General features: G+C 70.3%; 14 protein-coding genes and 1 rRNA gene. 4 read left to right on the forward strand and 11 right to left on the reverse strand.

Annotation, left to right across the window (positions count from 1 at the left end):
• Positions 1–70: 70 nt before the first annotated feature.
• From C503_RS48715 to C503_RS0136520, 5 genes are all read right to left on the reverse strand, one after another.
• Positions 71–550, reverse strand: coding sequence for a DUF742 domain-containing protein (locus tag C503_RS48715; protein ID WP_018687148.1), 480 nt, complete (start codon positions 548–550; stop codon positions 71–73).
• A 145-nt stretch (positions 551–695) separates the two neighbouring features.
• Positions 696–911 carry a hypothetical protein gene (locus C503_RS46585; RefSeq protein WP_156893784.1) on the reverse strand — a complete coding sequence of 72 codons (216 nt, stop codon included), beginning with the start codon at positions 909–911 and terminating at the stop codon, positions 696–698.
• Positions 908–1291: a WhiB family transcriptional regulator gene (locus tag C503_RS0136515; protein WP_018687149.1), complete on the reverse strand. Its 384-nt coding sequence runs from the start codon at positions 1289–1291 to the stop codon at positions 908–910. The genes C503_RS46585 and C503_RS0136515 overlap by 4 nt, the downstream gene beginning before the upstream one ends.
• Positions 1292–1426: 135 nt before the next feature.
• On the reverse strand, positions 1427–1714 hold the full coding sequence (locus tag C503_RS46590; RefSeq protein ID WP_156893785.1) for a hypothetical protein: 288 nt from the start codon (positions 1712–1714) through the stop codon (positions 1427–1429).
• 151 nt (positions 1715–1865) lie between these two features.
• Positions 1866–3959: an ATP-dependent DNA helicase UvrD2 gene (locus C503_RS0136520; RefSeq protein ID WP_018687150.1), complete on the reverse strand. Its 2094-nt coding sequence runs from the start codon at positions 3957–3959 to the stop codon at positions 1866–1868.
• Positions 3960–4021: 62 nt separating this feature from the next.
• Between C503_RS0136520 and C503_RS0136525 the strand changes: the two genes are divergently transcribed.
• Both C503_RS0136525 and C503_RS0136530 read left to right on the forward strand, forming a co-directional pair.
• Positions 4022–4753 carry a DUF4191 domain-containing protein gene (locus C503_RS0136525; RefSeq protein ID WP_018687151.1) on the forward strand — a complete coding sequence of 244 codons (732 nt, stop codon included), beginning with the start codon at positions 4022–4024 and terminating at the stop codon, positions 4751–4753.
• Positions 4754–4820: 67 nt separating this feature from the next.
• Positions 4821–5429, forward strand: a complete 609-nt coding sequence (locus C503_RS0136530; protein WP_026317065.1) for a Uma2 family endonuclease — start codon at positions 4821–4823, stop codon at positions 5427–5429.
• Position 5430: 1 nt separating this feature from the next.
• On the opposite strand, the gene C503_RS0136535 is transcribed toward C503_RS0136530, so the two are convergent.
• On the reverse strand, positions 5431–5913 hold the full coding sequence (locus tag C503_RS0136535; protein WP_018687153.1) for an RDD family protein: 483 nt from the start codon (positions 5911–5913) through the stop codon (positions 5431–5433).
• A 228-nt stretch (positions 5914–6141) separates the two neighbouring features.
• Here C503_RS0136535 and glnA point away from each other — a divergent pair, with 228 nt between their 5' ends.
• Both glnA and C503_RS42340 read left to right on the forward strand, forming a co-directional pair.
• The gene (gene glnA / locus C503_RS0136540; protein ID WP_018687154.1) at positions 6142–7566 is read left to right on the forward strand and encodes a type I glutamate--ammonia ligase; all 1425 of its coding nucleotides are present in this window, start codon (positions 6142–6144) and stop codon (positions 7564–7566) included.
• Positions 7567–7846: 280 nt separating this feature from the next.
• The gene (locus C503_RS42340) at positions 7847–8938 is read left to right on the forward strand and encodes a hypothetical protein (protein WP_018687155.1); all 1092 of its coding nucleotides are present in this window, start codon (positions 7847–7849) and stop codon (positions 8936–8938) included.
• Between the two features lie 57 nt (positions 8939–8995).
• Here C503_RS42340 and C503_RS0136550 read toward each other — a convergent pair whose 3' ends face one another.
• From C503_RS0136550 to rrf, 5 genes are all read right to left on the reverse strand, one after another.
• The gene (locus C503_RS0136550) at positions 8996–9409 is read right to left on the reverse strand and encodes an acyl-CoA thioesterase (RefSeq protein ID WP_018687156.1); all 414 of its coding nucleotides are present in this window, start codon (positions 9407–9409) and stop codon (positions 8996–8998) included.
• A gap of 54 nt (positions 9410–9463) precedes the next feature.
• Positions 9464–12445 carry a bifunctional [glutamine synthetase] adenylyltransferase/[glutamine synthetase]-adenylyl-L-tyrosine phosphorylase gene (locus C503_RS0136555; RefSeq protein ID WP_018687157.1) on the reverse strand — a complete coding sequence of 994 codons (2982 nt, stop codon included), beginning with the start codon at positions 12443–12445 and terminating at the stop codon, positions 9464–9466.
• A gap of 4 nt (positions 12446–12449) precedes the next feature.
• Positions 12450–13205 carry a type 1 glutamine amidotransferase gene (locus tag C503_RS0136560; RefSeq protein WP_018687158.1) on the reverse strand — a complete coding sequence of 252 codons (756 nt, stop codon included), beginning with the start codon at positions 13203–13205 and terminating at the stop codon, positions 12450–12452.
• Entirely contained in the window at positions 13202–14074 is an 873-nt protein-coding gene (locus C503_RS48360; protein WP_018687159.1) for a GNAT family N-acetyltransferase, read from the reverse strand. Before C503_RS48360 ends, C503_RS0136560 begins: the two co-directional genes overlap by 4 nt.
• 133 nt (positions 14075–14207) lie before the next feature.
• Positions 14208–14324, reverse strand: a 5S ribosomal RNA gene (gene rrf, locus C503_RS0136570).
• Between the last annotated feature and the right edge of the window lie 153 nt (positions 14325–14477).

Here is a 14477-nt window from a genome sequence, read left to right on the forward strand (position 1 = left end):
TGTGGATAACTTCTGTCGCTGGGGTGGGTGAAAGTCGGGCCGGGGGTGGGGAAGTCGGTCGGGGGTGGGGTCAGAGGTTGCGGAGGCCGGTCAGGACTCGGTTCATGAAGGTGAGGTCGGGGGTGGCGTGGGGGTGGTTGTGGATGGTGAGGGCGCCCAGGGTGGCCAGGTCGGAGATGAGGATGCGGGCCACGCCAAGGGGGATGGTGAGCAGGGCGGCGACCTCGGCGACCGAGCGGGTGTGGGTGCACAGGTCGACGACGGCGCGGTGTTCCCAGGAGGTGGCCAGGGTGGCGTCGGTCGTGCTGACGAGGGTTTCCAGGGCCAGGTCGCCGCGGGTGTGGGTGCGGCCGCCGGTCCAGGTGTAGGGGCGGACCAGAGCGTGGGACTCGGGGCGGACGACCCATTGGTCGTCGGTCCAGGAGGCCAGGTCGGTGGGGATGGCGGCGGTGACCGGGACGAAGGCGTCGGTCTCCTCGGCTGCCGGGTGTGGGCGGTGGCGGGCGGGTCGCCCGTGGGTCGGGGTGTCCAGGTCGTCGTCGGTGTGCATCAGACGTCAGCCCCACAGGCGCGTCGAGGACGGGGAGCCCCACGGTAACCCTGGGCGGGCGGCGCTGAATCGTTTCCCACCCGAACGGCCGAAGCCCGCCACCGGGACGGTGGCGGGCTTCTTGTCCCCAGTCGTAGGAAGTGGATCAGAGATCGACGGTGACGCGCTCGGCGCGTCGTGCCGCCCATCGGGAGATCCGCTCCCAGCGCTTGGCCGCGCTCAACCGGCGGACCAGACGGTGCGTGTGCGCCGTCCGCTCCGCCTCAAGCGTTCGTGATCGGGCGAGATTTTCATACATCAACATTATGGGAGAACCCTCTGGCTGGTAGGCGTACGGTGCGGTGTCCGGCTGCGCGTTCATGCCGCGACCTCCTGGCCGCGGGTGACCTCGGCCGCGTCGCGGGCGAGGTCCTCCTTGCGCGGGCGACCCCGGGGCCGCTTGCGCGCGATGACGACACCCCGCTCGAAGATCTCCCCACCCCAGACGCCCCACGGCTCGTGTCGGGCGAGTGCGGAGGCGAGGCAGGCGGAGCGGACCGGGCAGTCCCCGCAGAGCACCTTGGCGCGCTCCAGTTCGGCGGGCGCGTCGGCGAACCACAGGTCGGGGTTGTCGCTGGAGCGGCAGGGCAGATCGAGCCCCGCGGACGGCGCGGCGTCGAGCAGTTCGCTGACCCCTGAACCAGGTGGGCCGAGCAGGTCGGAAAGCGCTCCGCCGGTAAGCGGAGCGGTGGCGGTCGACATGGTGTGAAACTCCTGAAGTGTCATCTGTTCCGGGAAAACCGTGTGGCAGGCGGGGCCGTGGCGGGCAAACAAAAAGGCCGCGGCTCCGGTGTCGGAGTCCGCGGCCTCAGGGGCGCCTGGAGGATCTTGACTGGGTCAAGTCCTCCAGCCTGAGGCTGCGGACGGGTGCTCGTCGACCTGCACGAGATCGATGGGACGGGCGTACGCCTTCACCGACGGCTTGGTGATGGCGGCAGCGTTGACGCGCGCGGCGGTAGTCAGAACAGTCGCGGGACCGGTAAACAAGCCGGTGCTTTCCGCGGTGGTGCAAGTCCGCTCACGACGCCAGCCGGCCACGCCCTGAGGCGCGCCGACTCCCCCACGTAGCTCGACACCTGAGCACAGGTTCGGGTGCATGGCCGGGGACATCGAGGTGCTGGTCACCGGTGATCACCCCTTCCTGGGCTTGCGTCGACTTCGTCAGTTGACGGGACTTCTCCGGGCACTTCGTGCCCGGCCATTGCAGGTTATTGGCCCTTGCGGAGGCCGTGCAACCGATTTTCCAGAACTTCGAGTGACGACGGTCACATCTCGATCATGCCTGGTCACCGCTGATCAGGGCGAGCACCTCGGCCCCGAAGTTGTTCAGCTTGGCGGCCCCGATACCGGGGATCGCCACGAGCGCGGCCCGATCCGCCGGACGTTGTTCGGCAATGGCCTGCAGGGTGGCGTCGGTGAAGATCACGTACGCCGGGACGCGCAGGCCCCGAGACCGCTCCTGGCGCCACTCCCGCAGCCGGTCGAGCAGCCCCTGGTCGACGTCCGACGGGCAGTTCTGGCAGCGGCCCAGCTTCACCGGCATGGTGCCGACCAGCTTGTCGCCGCAGATCCGGCAGTACCGGACCGGGTTCATGCCGCGCGCCATCGCCGGGCGGGCGGGCTCGGCGCGGCGGGCCAGCGGGACGCGCGCGGCCGGGTGGTCCTCGGGAATCAGCCCGTAGAGGAACCGGCTGCGCCTGCGGTACCGGGCGCCGCCCTCGGTGCGCGACAGCGACCACGACAGCGACAGGTGCTCGCGGGCCCGGGTCACCCCGACGTAGAGCAGCCTGCGCTCCTCCTCGATCGCGGCGTCGTCGCCGTCCGCGTGCTGGATCGGCATGGTGCCGTCGACCAGGCCGACCAGGAACACCGCGTCCCACTCCAGGCCCTTGGCCGCGTGCAGCGAGGCCAGCGTGACGCCCTCCACCGTCGGCGGGTGCTGGGCCTGGGCGCGCTGCTCCAGCTCGGCCACGTAGCGGGGCAGGTCGGCCTCGGGCACCGTCGAGGTCAGCTCCTCGGCCAGCTCCACCAGGGCCAGCAGCGACTCCCACTTCTCCCGCGCGGACCCGCCGCTGGGCGGCTCGTCGACGAGGCCCAGCGGCTTGAGCAGCTCGCGCACCGCGCCGGGCAGCTCACCGTCGGGCGGGTTGCCGCAGGCGGTGCGCAGCGCGGCCATGGCCTGCCGAACTTCCTGGCGGGCGAAGAACCGTTCGCCGCCGCGCACCAGGTACGGGATGTCCAGCTCGGCCAGCGCCTGCTCGTAGGCCTCGGACTGGGCGTTGATCCGGAACAGCACGGCGATCTCGCTCAGCGGGGTGCCCGCCTCGTGCAGCTCGTGGACCCGGGCGGCGACCGCGGCCGCCTCCGCGGGCTCGTCGGCGTGCTCGGCGAACCGCGGGTCCGGGCCCTTCGGGCGCTGCCCGACCAGCCGCAGCCGGGAGCCTGCGGGCCGGTCGCGGGCGGCGGAGATGACCTGGTTGGCCAGCGTGACGACCTCGGGCGTGGACCGGTAGTCCCGCTCCAGCCGCACCACCACGGCCTCCGGGAAGCGGCGGGTGAACTCCAGTAACGGCCGCGGCGAGGCGCCCGCGAAGGAGTAGATGGTCTGGTTGGCGTCGCCGACCACGGTCAGGTCGTCGCGGCGACCCAGCCAGGCGTCCAGTACGCGCTGCTGCAGCGGGGTGACGTCCTGGTACTCGTCGACCACGAAGCAGCGGTAGCGCTCGCGGAACTCCTCGGCGACCTCGGCGTGCTCCTCCAGCGCGGCGGCGGTGTGCAGCAGCAGGTCGTCGAAGTCCAGCTGCCTGGCCTCGTTCTTCAACGCCTCGTAGCCCGCGTAGACCTTGGCGACCAGCTCCGCCGCGGCGGGCGGGTCGCGCCGGGCGTGCTCGGCGGCCGCCGGGTAGTCCGCCGGGGTGATCAGCGAGGACTTCGCCCACTCGATCTCGGTCGCCAGGTCGCGCAGCGCGTCCCGCTCGGTGCTCGCGTGCGCCCGGTGCGCGGCCTGGCCGACCAGCCGCAGCTTCGCGTCGACCAGGTCCCACGGCGCGTCGCCGACCACCCGCGGCCAGAAGTACCGCAGCTGGCGCAGCGCGGCGGAGTGGAAGGTGCGGGCCTGGGCTGCGTGGATATCCAGCCCGCGCAGCCGGGTGCGCATCTCGCCCGCCGCGCGTGAGGTGAAGGTGACGGCCAGGACTTGGCCCGCGGACACGTGCCCGGAGTGGATGAGGTGCCCGATCCGGCTGACGATCGTGCGCGTCTTGCCCGTCCCCGCGCCCGCCAGCACGCACACCGGACCGCGCGGCGCGGTGACCGCGGCCAGTTGGTCCGGGTCCAGTCCGGAGAGCAAGGTGGAGTCCGCGCCTGCCATGCGGTGCATCCTCGCAGAACGTCCTCGCCGACCTGGGGACGCCGCACCGTATCCTGGTGCACATGGCTGACAAGCAGGACAAGGCGGCCGCCGCCGAGGCGAAGAAGACTCGGAAGGCCGAGTCGAAGGCCCGGCGCGGCCAGATCTTCCAGGCGTTCAACATGCAGCGCAAGGAAGACAAATGGCTGATCCCGGTGCTGCTCGGCACCCTGCTCGGGATCGCGGGCGTAGTGTTCGGCATCGGCTGGTTCCTGGACATCCAGTGGTTCCTGCTGCCCGTCGGCATCCTGCTCGGCCTGCTCGCCGCCCTGATCGTGTTCAGCCGCCGGGTACAGGGCAACGTCTTCGCCAAGGCCGACGGCCAGCCCGGCGCAGCGGCCTGGGTCCTGGAGAACCACCTGCGCGGCCGGTGGCGGGTCACCGTCACGGTCGCGGGCACCACCCAGCTCGACGCGGTGCACCGGGTCATCGGCCGCCCGGGTGTCATCCTGGTGGGCGAGGGCGCCCCGCACCGGGTGAAGACGCTGCTCGCCCAGGAGAAGAAGCGCATCGCCCGGATCGTCGGCGACACCCCGATCTACGACCGGATCGTGGGCAACGAGGAGGGCCAGATCCCGCTGCGCGGCCTGCAGCGCGAGCTGATGAAGCTGCCGAACAACCTGCGCCCGGCCCAGATCGACGTCATCGAGAAGCGGCTGGCCGCCATCTCCAGCCGGGGCGCGGCGCTGCCCAAGGGGCCGATGCCCGCGGGCGCCAAGATGCGCAACGTCCAGCGCACGTTGCGGCGACGGTAACAAGGAGTAACTTTTCGCGACTTTCTGCCACTCTGTGGTCAACCGTGAGGAGGAGCCAGTGATCGCGATGCCCAGGCATCAAAACGAATCCAGCGCGCCCACACACCTGTTGACCATCGAGGAGTACCTGGCACTGGGCGAGCCTGCGGCCGGGTACACAGAGTTGCAAGAGGGTCGTCTACTCGTGTCCCCCAGTCACAGCTATTCGCACATGAACGTGGCGCTTGAGCTGCGCGACCAGCTCAAGCGCCACCTGCCAAGGAACCTGCGTGCCTGCATCGACCTGGACATCGATCTCGGTCTGTCACCGAGCGATGCTCCCGGCCACAGCCGCAGGCCGGACCTGTTCATCCATCAACGCGCGGCCGCCAAACGCGTTGTCAAAGATGGCGGGCTGATCCATGCCCACGAGATCACAGTGGTGGTCGAAGTTGTGTCGCCTGGCCCAGTTCGGATGGATCGCGTCATCAAGTTCGCCGAGTACGCCGACGCGGGCATCCCGCACTATTGGCTGATCGACACCGTCGGAGGACAGGTATCACTGACTCCGAACCGCCTCGACGAGGACGGCCAGTACCGACGCGGCGAGGCTGTTACGGGTGTGTTCACGACCGAGGACCCGTTTCCCCTGCGTATCGACCTCGACAGCCTGATGGACCTGGACGACCTGTACTAGCTCAGCGGGTGCGGAGGACGATCGTGCCGAGGAGGCGGTCGTGCAGGCCGCGGCCGTCGCGGTCGGTGATGACGGCCGGGATGATCAGGGCGATGAGGACCGTGCGGGGGATCGCGCGGAACGGGCCGACCAGGGCGGTGCCGTCCATCCGGACCACGCGCAGGCCCAGGAGGGCCTTGCCGGGGGTGAACCCGGCCAGCGAGACGCCCACCGCGGTGATCAGTAGCCAGACCAGGCCGGACCAGTAGTTGAACCGCCACATCTGGGTGGGGTCGTCGTAGTCCGGGCGGATGAACAGCGACGTCACCAGGGACGACAGCACCAGGTCGATGAACAGCGCGCCCAGCCGCACCCCGTTCGAGGCGACCGAGCCGAGGCCGCGTTCGGGGGCGCCGAGCCGTTCCCCTCGGTAGCGGACGGGGCCGTCGGCGCGGTCAAGTGCCGCGCCGGGGCCGGACAGCCAGGTACCGGTCCATCTGCTCACCCCACCAGCGTAGGACGAGGTGCCCGACCGGGGGTTTGCCGGCATGCTCTGCGGCGCGGATCACCGCGAACGGGGGTCCGTTAACACCCGCGAAACATCCGGGTGACGGTCGGGCAACACCGCCCTCTTAGCGTCGTCACCGAGCGGGCACGGCGCCGGAGTCGGAGATCGCCGACCCGCGGGTGGGCTGGTCAGGCCCCGCGGAGCGACACGAAGGAGTCAACAGGCGTGTTCAACTCTTCCGACGAGGTTTTGCGCTACATCGCCGACGAGGGTGTGAAGTTCGTCGATGTCCGGTTTTGCGACCTGCCGGGTGTGATGCAGCACTTCACCCTGCCCGCCAGCGCGTTCGACGAGGACGCCTTCAACGAGGGCCTGGCGTTCGACGGTTCGTCGGTGCGCGGCTTCCAGTCGATCCACGAGTCGGACATGCTGCTGCTGCCCGACCCGTACACCGCGCGGCTGGACCCGTTCCGGATCGAGAAGACCCTGATCCTGAACTTCTTCGTGCACGACCCGTTCACCCGTGAGGCCTACACCCGCGACCCGCGCAACATCGCGCGCAAGGCCGAGCAGTACATCGCCGAGTCCGGCTTCGCCGACACCGCCTACTTCGGCCCCGAGGCGGAGTTCTACATCTTCGACTCGATCCGCTTCGACTACACCGAGAACGGCTCGTTCCACGAGATCGACTCGGTGGAGGGCTGGTGGAACACCGGCGCGCTGGAGGACGGCAAGAACAAGGGCTACAAGACCCGGTTCAAGGGCGGCTACTTCCCGGTCCCGCCGGTCGACCACTTCGCCGACCTGCGCGACAAGATGGTGCTGAACCTGGCCGACTCCGGCTTCCAGGTCGAGCGCGCGCACCACGAGGTGGGCACCGGCGGCCAGACCGAGATCAACTACCGGTTCAACACGCTCCTGCACGCGGCCGACGACCTGCAGCTGTTCAAGTACGTCATCAAGAACACCGCGTGGGCGGCGGACAAGTCCGCGACCTTCATGCCCAAGCCGCTGTTCGGCGACAACGGCTCCGGCATGCACGTGCACTCCTCGCTGTGGAAGGACGGCAAGCCGCTGTTCCACGACGAGTCCGGCTACGCGGGCCTGTCCGACACCGCCCGGCACTACATCGGCGGCCTGCTTGCGCACGCCCCGTCGCTGCTGGCGTTCACCAACCCGACGGTGAACTCCTACCACCGCCTGGTGCCCGGCTACGAGGCCCCGGTCAGCCTGGTCTACTCGCAGCGCAACCGCTCCGCCTGCGTACGCATCCCGATCACCGGCAACAACGCCAAGGCCAAGCGCGTCGAGTTCCGCTGCCCGGACTCCTCCGGCAACCCGTACCTGGCCTTCGCCGCGATCGTGATGGCGGGCCTGGACGGCGTCAAGAACAAGATCGAGCCGCCCGCCCCGATCGACAAGGACCTCTACGAGCTGCCCCCGGAGGAGGCCAAGGAGGTCGCCCAGGTCCCGGCGTCGCTCGGCGACGTGCTCGACGCGCTGGAGGCCGACCACGACTACCTCCTCGAAGGCGGCGTGTTCACCCCCGACGTGATCGAGACCTGGGTGGCGTTCAAGCGCGAGCACGAGATCGACCCGCTCCGCCTGCGCCCGCACCCGTACGAGTTCGGCCTGTACTACGACGTGTGATCCCCAGACACGGTGTGATCCCCAAGCACGCCAACCGGAAGCGCCCCGCGGCCCGCCGCGGGGCGCTTCCGCGTTCCGGGGTCCGGTCCGCGTCCGAAATCCACTCGATCAGGTGGATCATCCGGTGTGACCTGGGCGGTGAGCTGGGCGGTGTAAGTGTTTCCCGAATCGAGACCTCGTCCGGGATTCCCTTGTCGGCTCGGCAGGCCGTACGCTCCCGCGCACCACGTCCGTACGGCTCTCGTACGGGCGTTTCCCTTCCCTTGACCGAGGACAAGCCATGTTCGCTTCCCTTGATCCCGCGCGCGTCGAACGTCTCAAGGCTGCCTACGTCGTGCGAAATCTCGATCGCGGCGCCGGGTTGAGCCTCGTCCACCACAGTGATCACCAGCCCCGGCACGGGGACCTGGTGCTGGCCGAGGTGACCAAGGTCGGCTACCACCAGCTGCTGGAGCTGACCGACGGGCGCAAGGCGAAGCTGTACATCGGGGACGAAGTCCTGGTGGCCTACGGCGCCCGGTACGCACCCGACCATTTCGAGGCGGAGCTGCCCGACGACCTCGGGGCGTGCGACCTGGTCGCGGCGGGTGGCGTGTTGGGCAAGGTGCGCAGTCGGAACGCGGCGGTGAGTGCGCCGACGACGGTGCGGCCGTTGGGGTTGGTGGGGGATGCGGAGGGTCGGGTGCTCAATGTGTCCGATCTGGCGTTGGGCGCGCCGTTGGCCGCGCTGCGCAAGCCGCCGACGTTCGTGGTGGTGGGGACGTCGATGAACTCCGGTAAGACGACCACGGTCGCGTCGCTCGTGCACGGCCTGTCGCGGGCTGGGTTGCGGGTCGGTGCGGCGAAGGTGACCGGTACGGCGGCGGGTGGTGACCCGTGGCTGTTCCGCGACTCGGGCGCGGTGGCCGCGTTGGACTTCACCGACGCCGGTATGGCCACCACGTTCCGGATCCCGTTGGAGCGCCTGGTTACCGGATCGCTGCTGTTGCACGCGCACCTGATGGCGCGCGGTGTGGACGCGATCGTGTTGGAGATCGCCGACGGTCTGCTACAGCCGGAGACGGCACAGCTGTTGGACCGTCCGGAGATCCGGCGCATCACCGACGGTGTGCTGTTCTCCGCCGCTGACTCCTCCGGCGCGCTCTACGGCGTGCAGCGGTTGCGCGCGGGTTCACACCCGGTGCTCGCGGTCAGCGGTCTGCTCACCGCGTCGCCGTTGGCAGTGCGTGAGGCGCAAGCCGGTTTGGACGTTCCGGTCTATGGTCCGCTCGACCTGCAGTCCCCCGCGCTCGCCGGGGAGCTGCTGCGCCGCGCGCTCGCCGAGGCCGAGGCGGCGTTCGTGGAAGACAACGTCGGCGAGGTTCTCGCCTGAAACCACACGCGCCCGGTATCGCTCCCGACTCGGGAACGATGCCGGGCGACGGCGGGGTCAGTCCACTGCGGTCAGGTCCAGGCCATGCTCTTCGAGTGCGGCCTTCGGATCGGCCACCAGCTTGCGCAGGCGCAGGTCCATCAGGCCCAGCACGCAGGTGATCTCGGCGGCGACGGTGCCGTCCGCCTTGGTCAGCGTCGAGTCGGCGCTGAACGTCTTGCCCGCGCCGAACTTGACCACCAGGGACACGTCCACCTCGTCGCCCAGGCGCAGCTCACGGCGGAAGTTGATGGTCGAGGACAGCATGACCGGGCCGAGACCGGCCGAGATCAGGTCGGTCCAGGCGCACCCGGCGGCGACGAACGCCTCGACCCGGGCCACCTCGGCGTACTGGTGGTAGACGGCGTGGTTGAGGTGGCCGAGGGTGTCCAGCTCGTAGCTGCGCACCGGAATGCGGACGCTCCAGGTCATTACCCGAGGGTAATGCGCGGTCGCGGCCGCGCGCTCCCGGCGGTGAGCGAGAACTCAGTCGTAGAAGACGTGTTCCACGACGGACCGGGCGTGCCGGGCGGTGCGGCGGTAGTCGTCGAGGAACTGGCCGGGGTCCTCGGTGAGCGGGGTGCCCATGGCCGCGGCGACCGCGGCCAGTTCCCGGCCGTGCGTGGGCAGTTGGTCGGTCTGCTTGCCGCGCACCAGGGTGGCGGCGTTGCGTACCCGGGTCGCCAGCAGCCAGGCGTCGCGCAGGTCTCGCACGTCGTCCTCGGCGATCAGACCGGCCGCCGCGGCGGCGGTCAGACCCTCCATTGTGGAAGTCGTGCGCAGTTCGGGAACGGCGTGCGCGTGCCGCAGCTGGACCAGCTGGATGGTCCACTCGACATCGGCGAGGCCACCGCGGCCGAGCTTGGTGTGCGTGGTCGGGTCGGCGCCGCGCGGCAGCCGCTCGTTGTCCACCCTGGCCTTGATCCGGCGGATCTCCCGGACCTGCGCGTCGTCCAGACCACCGGCCGGGTAGCGGATCGGGTCGACCAGCTCGATGAACCGGGCGCCCAGGTCGGCGTCACCCGCGACCGGGGTGGCCCGCAGCAGAGCCTGCGCCTCCCAGATCTCGCCCCACTGCGCGTAGTAGGCGCGGTAGGACTCCAGGGTGCGCACGATCGGACCCTGCCGCCCCTCCGGGCGCAGGTCCACATCGACCTGCAACGGCGGGTCCTGGCTGGGTGAGCCGAGCAGCTTCCGCACGGTCTGCGCGACCCGGCCCGCGTACTTGAGCGCGTCCTCGTCGGACACCCCGGGTGTGGGTTCACAGACGAACAGCACGTCCGCGTCCGAGCCGTAGCCGAGCTCGCCGCCGCCGAGCCTGCCCATGCCGATCACCGCGACCCGCGCCTGGTGCCCGCCAGCGGCGGCCGCCTCGGCCCGGTCGACCGCGTCCAGCGCGGCCTGCAGCACGGCGCACCACACACTCGACAGCGCCGAGCACACCGACAGCACGTCGGTGAACCCGAGCAGGTCGGCGCAGGCGATGCGCAGCACCTCGTGTCTGCGCAGGGACCGCGCGGCGGCGACCGCGTTGCCCAGGTAGCCGTGCCGCTTCACCGCGGCGCGCAGCGAACCGGACACCTCGGCCGGGTCGCGGACGGCCAGCTCTCTCGGCTCGGCCAGCAGCCGCAGCACCTCGGGGGCGCGCACGACCAGGTCCGGGACCAGCTTGGACGTGCCGAGCAGGGTGGCCAGCCGCTCGGCGACCGCGCCCTCGTCCCGCAGCACGCGCAGGTACCAGGGCGTGCCGGACAGCGCCTCGGACACCTTGCGGTAGGCGAGCAGGCCACCGTCCGGGTCCGGGGTCGCGCCCAACAGGTCGAGCAGCACGGGCAGCAGCGCGGTCTGGATGGCGGCCCGGCGGGACACGCCCTCGGTGAGCGCGCGGATGTGCTGCAACGCGCCCTGCGGCGAGGTGTAGCCGAGCGCGGCGAGCCGGGCGTGTGCCTCCTCAGTGGTCAGCCGCAGCGCGTCGGTCGGGACGCGGGACACGGCCTCCAGCAGCGGGCGGTAGAACAGCTTCTCGTGCAGGCGCCGGATTCGGTTGGTGTGCCTGCGGAACTCGGCTTGCAGCACCTGGACGGAGTTGCGGCCGCGTTCCGGGCCGATGCCGCTCGCGCGGGCGAGCCAGCGCAGTTCGTCGGTCTCGTTCTCGCCGGGGAACAGGTGTGTGCGCCGGAGCCGCTGCAGTTGCAGGCGGTGTTCCAGGGTGCGCAGGAAGCGGTACGAGTCGGCGAGCTCGGCGGCGTCGGTGCGGCCGACGTAGCCGCCCGCGCCGAGCGCGGCCAGTGCGTCCACAGTGGACCCGAGGCGTAGCGACTCGTCGGTGCGGCCGTGCACGAGCTGCAGCAGCTGCACGGCGAACTCGACATCGCGCAGCCCGCCACGGCCCAGCTTCAGCTCCCGGTCCACCAGCTCCGACGGCACGTGGTCCTCGACCCGCCTGCGCATCGCCTGCACCTCGGGCACGAAGTTATCCCGGTTGGCCGCGTGCCACACCATCGGGCCGACCGTCTCCAGGTACTCCTGCCCGAGCCCGGCGTCCCCGGCGACCGGCCGGGCCTTGAGCAGCGCCTGGAACTCCCAGGTCTTCGCCCACCGCTTGTAGTAGGCGCCGTGCCCGTCGAGGGTGCGCACCAGGGCGCCGTTGCGGCCCTCCGGGCGCAGGTTCGCGTCGACCTCGAAACAGGCCTCGGTCGCCACCCGCATCACCGCGCTGGCCACCCGGGTCGCCAGCGCCAGGTCGTCCTCGCCGACGAACACGACGTCGACGTCGCTGACGTAGTTGAGCTCGTCGCCGCCGCACTTGCCCATGGCGATCACCGCAAGCCGGGCCCGGTCCTGGTGGCCGCTCTCCGCCCAGGCCACCGCCAGCGCCGCGCGCAACGCCGCCTCGGCCAGCTCGCTGAGCTGACGGGCGATGCGGTCGTAGGGGGCAACGGCCATGGTGGACTCGACCAGGTGCGCGAGGTCGGCAGCGGCCACTTCCATGAGCAGCCCACGGTAGGCGGACTTGAGCGCGCGCACCGACGCCATGCCGCGCACACCCGCGATCGGCCCCTGCGGGCCATCCCCGTCGGCGTCGACCGACCGATACAGCACCGACGCGTACTCGCCCGCCGGGGTGCCGTCGCCGACCAGCCGACGCCACTGGCCGGGATGGGCGGCCAGGAGATCGGTGAACGCGGTGGACGCGCCCAGCACCGACAGGAGCCGACCGCGCAGCCCCCGGTCGTTCTCCAAGGTGTCGCGCAGCTCCGGCCAGCTCTCCGGATCGGACTCGCGGATCCGGTCCAGCGCGCGCAGGGCCAGGTCCGGGTCGGGCGTGCGGGACAGCGCGGTGAGGATGACCTCGCGTTCCGGCCCGCTGTCGCCCCACAGCCCGGCGGCGCGCAGGTCCTGCTCGGCACGCGGGTCGGTGAGGCCGAACCGGGCGGCGGACGAGATCGGGCGGGAGCGGTCGGGCATGGCGTCAGATCATCGGCAGCTGCGGGCGGGCGGGCTCCACCGGCGCGAGATCACCACGCGCGAGCTGGACGAACCGCTCGACGAACGGCCGCCAGACCTCCTCGACATCAGCGTGCAGCTCGGCCAGCCGGGCCTGTTCGAACTCGCCCGGTTTGGCCTGCGCGGCCGCCTCGGGGAACTCCCGCGCCCAGTCGAGAACCATCTCCGGGGTGGTCTCGATGTGGAACTGGATGCCGTAGCCGACCGGGCCGACCCGGAACGCCTGGTTCGGGTAGCGGGTCCCGGCGGCGAGGAGCGCGGCCCCGATCGGCAGTCGGGTGATCACGTCGGAGTGGAACTGGACCACATCGGGCATCAGCGGCAGGTCAGCGAACAGCGGGTCGGCCCAGCCAAGGTCACGCTTGGCGACCAGCGTGCCGCCGACCTCCGGGCCCTGCTCGCCGACCTCCACGACACCGCCGTTGGCGACGGCGAACAGCTGCGCGCCCAGGCAGATGCCGAGGAATGGGGTCTGCCGGGTGACGCAGGTACCCATCACCCGGCGGACATCCGCGAGCCAGGGGTGGTTGATGACGTCGTTGGCGTTCATCGGACCGCCCAGGCACACCACGGCGGCGTAGTCGGTCGGCTCGACGGTGAGCGGTTCGCGCTGCGGGTGCACGAAGGTCAGGTCGGCGCCCGCGTCGACCAGCCAGTCGGCCAGTCGACCGGGCGGGTCAAGGTCGTCGAGCTGCAGGACGAGCACGCGCACCGAGGTCACGTGTCGAGCGTAGGCCCCGCGTCGAAGGTGATCTCCACGGCATCGAGCACGGGCCGGAACCCGATCTTCCGGTAGATCGAATTCGAGGTGGGGTTGTCCAGGTCGGTGAACAGCAGCACGTCGGACGCGCCCTGGGCGATCGCCCATCGGGCCGCGGCCGCCGTGACCGCACTGCCATAACCGCGACCACGATGTTCCGGCGGCGTGTAGACCGGGCCGATGCGGGACATGCCCTCGACCGGCACCGAACCCGACGCCAGGGCGACGTCGACACCGCCGTCGGTCCAGATGGCGCAACCCCGGCCGAGCCGGAGCGACGTCCGGAGGAATCCCTCGACGTCGAGATCCTGCGGCGTAGGGTGGGCCTCCGCGTTGAACGCCTGGTACCAGGGGACGAGCACGGGCAGATCGTCCTCGGTGGCCAGTCGGACGGTGCCGCCGACGTTGGGCGTGCTGAGTGTGCCCAGACGGTAGAGGCGTTCCGAGATGACGGCGGTGACCGTCGCACCGGTGCGATCGGACCAGGCTCGGGTGAAGGGTTCGGCGACATCACACGGGCCCTGCACGCCGGACAGCTCGATGCCCGACTCGATGAGGTGGTCGATCACCTCGCCGTGGACGTCCGTCGGCAAGCCGGAAACCGAGATCGGCCAGGGCGGGGTGGCGAAGACCGCGCCCGCGCAGCTTCCGGCCCTGTCGACGGTGAACAACAGTGGATCGTGCCGACCGACGCGTTCGCCCGAGCCATCAATCGCGAGCAAACGATGCAGAACCGTCATCGCGACCGTGTGCCGGACCGGGTCCGCGCGGAACAGCGGACCGGCCACCGCCCAGAAGTCGCGCACCGAGCCGTGGGTGAGCACCGTCATGGAGCCATGATGCTGATCACCCGGGAAGATGGCGACCGCATTTCGGCGCGCCTGCGGTGTCTGTCCTGGAAATGGCGAGATCCCCTGTCTCGACCTGGCTTGTGCCAGGGAGACAGGGGATCTCGCAAAAGAAGTCCGGCGGCGTCCTACTCTCCCACACCCTCACGAGTGCAGTACCATCGGCGCTGGTGGGCTTAGCTTCCGGGTTCGGGATGGGACCGGGCGTTTCCCCACCGCTATGACCGCCGTAACACTATGAAACAATCCAACCACCATCAGATCGTGGTCGGTGTCTCAGATACCGTACAGTGGATGCGTAGCATGTTTGTTGTAAGCCCTCGGCCTATTAGTACCGGTCGACTCCACCCCTTACAAGGCTTCCATCTCCGGCCTATCAACCCAG

Origin of the sequence: Actinokineospora enzanensis DSM 44649 (assembly GCF_000374445.1) — a bacterium.
GTDB lineage: Bacteria > Actinomycetota > Actinomycetes > Mycobacteriales > Pseudonocardiaceae > Actinokineospora > Actinokineospora enzanensis.

Coding starts and splice junctions, on each gene's coding strand:
- C503_RS0136550 (WP_018687156.1), bottom strand. CDS start 9,409: ATGACCTGGAGCGTCCGCATTCCGGTGCGCAGCTACGAGCTGGACACC.
- C503_RS0136525 (WP_018687151.1), top strand. CDS start 4,022: ATGGCTGACAAGCAGGACAAGGCGGCCGCCGCCGAGGCGAAGAAGACT.
- C503_RS0136515 (WP_018687149.1), bottom strand. CDS start 1,291: ATGTCGACCGCCACCGCTCCGCTTACCGGCGGAGCGCTTTCCGACCTG.
- C503_RS48715 (WP_018687148.1), bottom strand. CDS start 550: ATGCACACCGACGACGACCTGGACACCCCGACCCACGGGCGACCCGCC.
- C503_RS48360 (WP_018687159.1), bottom strand. CDS start 14,074: ATGACGGTGCTCACCCACGGCTCGGTGCGCGACTTCTGGGCGGTGGCC.
- C503_RS46585 (WP_156893784.1), bottom strand. CDS start 911: ATGAACGCGCAGCCGGACACCGCACCGTACGCCTACCAGCCAGAGGGT.
- C503_RS0136555 (WP_018687157.1), bottom strand. CDS start 12,445: ATGCCCGACCGCTCCCGCCCGATCTCGTCCGCCGCCCGGTTCGGCCTC.
- C503_RS0136530 (WP_026317065.1), top strand. CDS start 4,821: ATGCCCAGGCATCAAAACGAATCCAGCGCGCCCACACACCTGTTGACC.
- C503_RS42340 (WP_018687155.1), top strand. CDS start 7,847: ATGTTCGCTTCCCTTGATCCCGCGCGCGTCGAACGTCTCAAGGCTGCC.
- C503_RS0136520 (WP_018687150.1), bottom strand. CDS start 3,959: ATGGCAGGCGCGGACTCCACCTTGCTCTCCGGACTGGACCCGGACCAA.